This is a genomic window from Bradyrhizobium sp. SHOUNA76 (assembly GCF_023006445.1).
In the GTDB taxonomy this organism is placed as follows: domain Bacteria; phylum Pseudomonadota; class Alphaproteobacteria; order Rhizobiales; family Xanthobacteraceae; genus Bradyrhizobium.
Genome location: NZ_JALBHA010000616.1, coordinates 1 through 3,320, shown reverse-complemented (window position 1 = coordinate 3,320; position 3,320 = coordinate 1). Strand labels below are relative to the sequence as shown.

Here is a 3,320-nt window from a genome sequence, read left to right as displayed (position 1 = left end):
GACCAGCCGAGCGCGTTGGCGCCCCGCTCGCGCGCGGTCCGGCCCATCGAGACGACGCGAACCTCGTCGCCGTATTTCTCGCCGAACAAAGCGCGCGCGCCAGCCTCGCGGGCCTCGTCCACGCCCATCACGCGCGTGGTGACCTCGTCATTCTCCAGCACCACGTCGTTGGCGATGTCTTCGACGCGGGCAAGCTCCTCCGCCGAGATCGGCTTGGGATGCACGAAGTCGAAGCGCAGGCGGTCCGGCGCGACCATCGAGCCGCGCTGGGCGATGTGGTCGCCGAGCACCTGGCGCAGCGCTTCATGAATGAGATGCGTCGCCGAATGATGCGCGCGGATCGAGGAGCGCCTGGAATGATCGACCTCGAGCTGCAGCGCGGTGCCGAGCTTGAGCTCGCCGCTCTCGACCGTGCCGACGTGAACGAAGAAATCGCCGAGCTTCTTCTGCGTGTCGGTGACGCGGAACTTGAGGCCGCCCTCGCCAAGAAGCACGCCGGTGTCGCCGACCTGGCCGCCGGACTCCGCATAGAACGGCGTCTGGTTCAGCACGATCGCGCCCGTCTCGCCGGCCTTCAGGCTGGCGACTTCAGCGCCATCCTTGACCAGCGCGGACACCACGCCCTCGGCGCTCTCGGTCTCGTAGCCCAAAAATTCGGTGGCGCCGAGCTTCTCGCGCAGCGGGAACCAGATCGCCTCGGATGCCGCCTCGCCGGAGCCCTTCCAGGACTCGCGCGCCTTCGCCTTCTGCCGCTCCATCGCATCGGAGAAGGAGGCCTGGTCGACGCCGATGCCGCGCGACTTCAGCGCGTCCTGCGTCAGGTCGAGCGGGAAGCCGTAGGTGTCGTACAGCGTGAAGGCGACGTCGCCGTCGAACATGTCGCCCTTCTTCAGGGACGCGCTCTTCTCGTCGAGGATGGCAAGGCCGCGAACCAGCGTCTTGCGGAAACGGGTCTCTTCCAGCCGCAGCGTTTCCTCGATCAGAGTCTCCGCGCGCATCAGGTCGGGATAGGCCTGGCCCATCTCGCGCACCAGCGCCCAGACCAGCCGATGCATCAGCGGCTCTTTCGCACCCAGCAGCTGCGCATGGCGCATCGCGCGGCGCATGATCCGGCGCAGCACGTAACCGCGGCCCTCGTTCGAGGGCAGCACGCCGTCCGCGACCAGGAAGGCCGAGGAGCGCAGATGGTCGGCGATGACGCGGAACGAGGCGACGGTCTGCTCGTTCGGCCCGCTGCCGAGCGCCGAGGCTGTCGCATCGATCAGCTGGCGGAACAAATCGGTTTCGAACACGCTGTCGACGCCCTGCATGATGCAGGCCATGCGCTCGAGCCCCATGCCGGTGTCGATCGAGGGACGCGGCAGATCCACGCGCTCCTCCTTCGTCACCTGCTCGTATTGCATGAACACGAGATTCCAGAATTCGAGGAAGCGGTCGCCGTCCTCTTCCGGCGAGCCCGGAGGCCCGCCCCAGATGTGCTCGCCACGGTCGATGAAAATCTCCGAGCACGGGCCGCACGGCCCGGTGTCGCCCATCGCCCAGAAATTGTCCGAGGTCGGGATGCGGATGATGCGGTCCTCGGAGAAGCCGGCGATCTTCTTCCACAGGCCGGCCGCCTCGTCGTCGGTGTGGTAGACCGTGACGAGCAGCTTGTCCTTCTTGAGCCCGAACTCCTTGGTGATCAGGGTCCAGGCCAGCTCGATCGCGCGCTCCTTGAAATAATCGCCGAACGAGAAGTTGCCGAGCATCTCGAAGAAGGTGAGATGGCGCGCGGTGTAGCCGACATTGTCGAGGTCGTTGTGCTTGCCGCCGGCGCGCACGCATTTCTGCGACGTGGTGGCGCGCTGATAGGGCCGCTTCTCGACGCCGGTGAAGACGTTCTTGAACTGCACCATGCCGGCATTGGTGAACATCAACGTCGGGTCGTTGCGCGGCACCAATGGCGAGGACGACACGATCTCGTGGCCGTTCTCGGCAAAGAAGTTCAGAAAGGTCGACCTGATCTCGTTGACGCCGCTCATGTTCATCCAATCGGGTGTGCTTGGACCCGCTTCTCGCCATCCAACCGTAACGTTAAGGCTGATATCTGCGGGCCAAAGCGCTTTTAGACAAGGCCAGCTTCGCTGTCCAGAAACTGTGCAAGGAGATGTGCAAGCAGATCAGAGGGTTGCCGCAGCCGCTCAATCCCCTTTGCAATCCCGTTGATAGGCCAAGCGGACGCGTTGACAGGCTTGGCTAGCCTGTGGTCTGTACCCATCTGTATCGTACGGCCACGTCGGGAGAGACCGGCTTTAGGCAGCCGGCGCCGAAGGAGCAACCGCCCCGGAAACTCTCAGGCAAAAGGACCGCGTGGCTTTGACAGCATCTGGAAAGAGGCGCCGACGGGTCTAGACCCGGATGGCGTCCGCCGACGGGATAATACTCTCAGGCACAGCGACAGATGGGGCTTCGACTGGTGTCCATCGGGGAATCGTCCCCGGGGAACCGCCGAGGGCCCCTTGAGATGCTAGCGCACGACCAAGACTCCCTGAAACGTACGCCCCTTCACGGGCTTCATGTGTCCCTGGGCGGCAAGATGGTGCCGTTCGCGGGCTATGACATGCCCGTGCAATACCCTGCGGGCGTGCTGAAGGAGCACCTCCATACCCGAGCCTCCGCCGGCCTGTTCGACGTCTCCCATATGGGGCAGCTCGCGCTCCGGCCGAAGTCCGGGAGGGTCGAGGACGCCGCCCGCGCGCTGGAACGGCTGGTGCCGCAGGATATCGTGGCGGTTGCCGAGGGGCGGCAGCGCTATGCCCAGTTCACCAATGCGGATGGCGGCATTCTCGACGATCTCATGGTCGCCAATTTCGGCGACCATCTGTTCCTGGTCGTCAACGCCGCCTGCAAGGCCGAAGACGAGGCGCATCTGCGCGCGAATCTCTCGGACGATTGCGTCATCGAGTCCCTCGCCGACCGCGCGCTGATCGCGCTGCAGGGTCCGAAGGCGGAAGCGGTGCTGGCGAAATTGTGTGCAGAGGCGCCGTCCATGACATTCATGGATGCCGGTCCGCGCCAGGTTGCCGGCATCGCCTGCTTCGTCTCGCGCTCGGGTTACACCGGCGAGGACGGCTTTGAGATTTCGGTCCCCGCTGCGGACGCCGAGCGCCTCGCAAAGATGCTGCTCGAAAACCCCGACGTGCTGCCGATCGGCCTTGGCGCCCGCGACAGCCTGCGGCTGGAAGCCGGGCTCTGCCTCTATGGCCACGACATCGACACCGCCACCACGCCGGTCGAGGCTGCGCTGGAATGGTCGGTGCAGAAGAGCCGCCGCAGCGGCG

2 protein-coding genes and 1 riboswitch are annotated in these 3,320 nt (G+C 65.3%); of the genes, one reads left to right on the top strand and one right to left on the bottom strand.

Annotation, left to right across the window (positions count from 1 at the left end; translation table 11 throughout):
• Positions 1 to 2,021 (bottom strand): alanine--tRNA ligase (gene alaS, locus MOV74_RS34425; RefSeq protein ID WP_246931422.1); only part of this gene is annotated, 2,021 nt, incomplete at its 3' end.
• A gap of 245 nt (positions 2,022 to 2,266) precedes the next feature.
• A riboswitch (glycine riboswitch) is annotated at positions 2,267 to 2,357 on the top strand.
• A 146-nt stretch (positions 2,358 to 2,503) separates the two neighbouring features.
• Here alaS and gcvT point away from each other — a divergent pair.
• A partial coding sequence (gcvT, locus tag MOV74_RS34420) for a glycine cleavage system aminomethyltransferase GcvT (RefSeq protein WP_246931421.1) occupies positions 2,504 to 3,320 on the top strand: 817 nt, incomplete at its 3' end.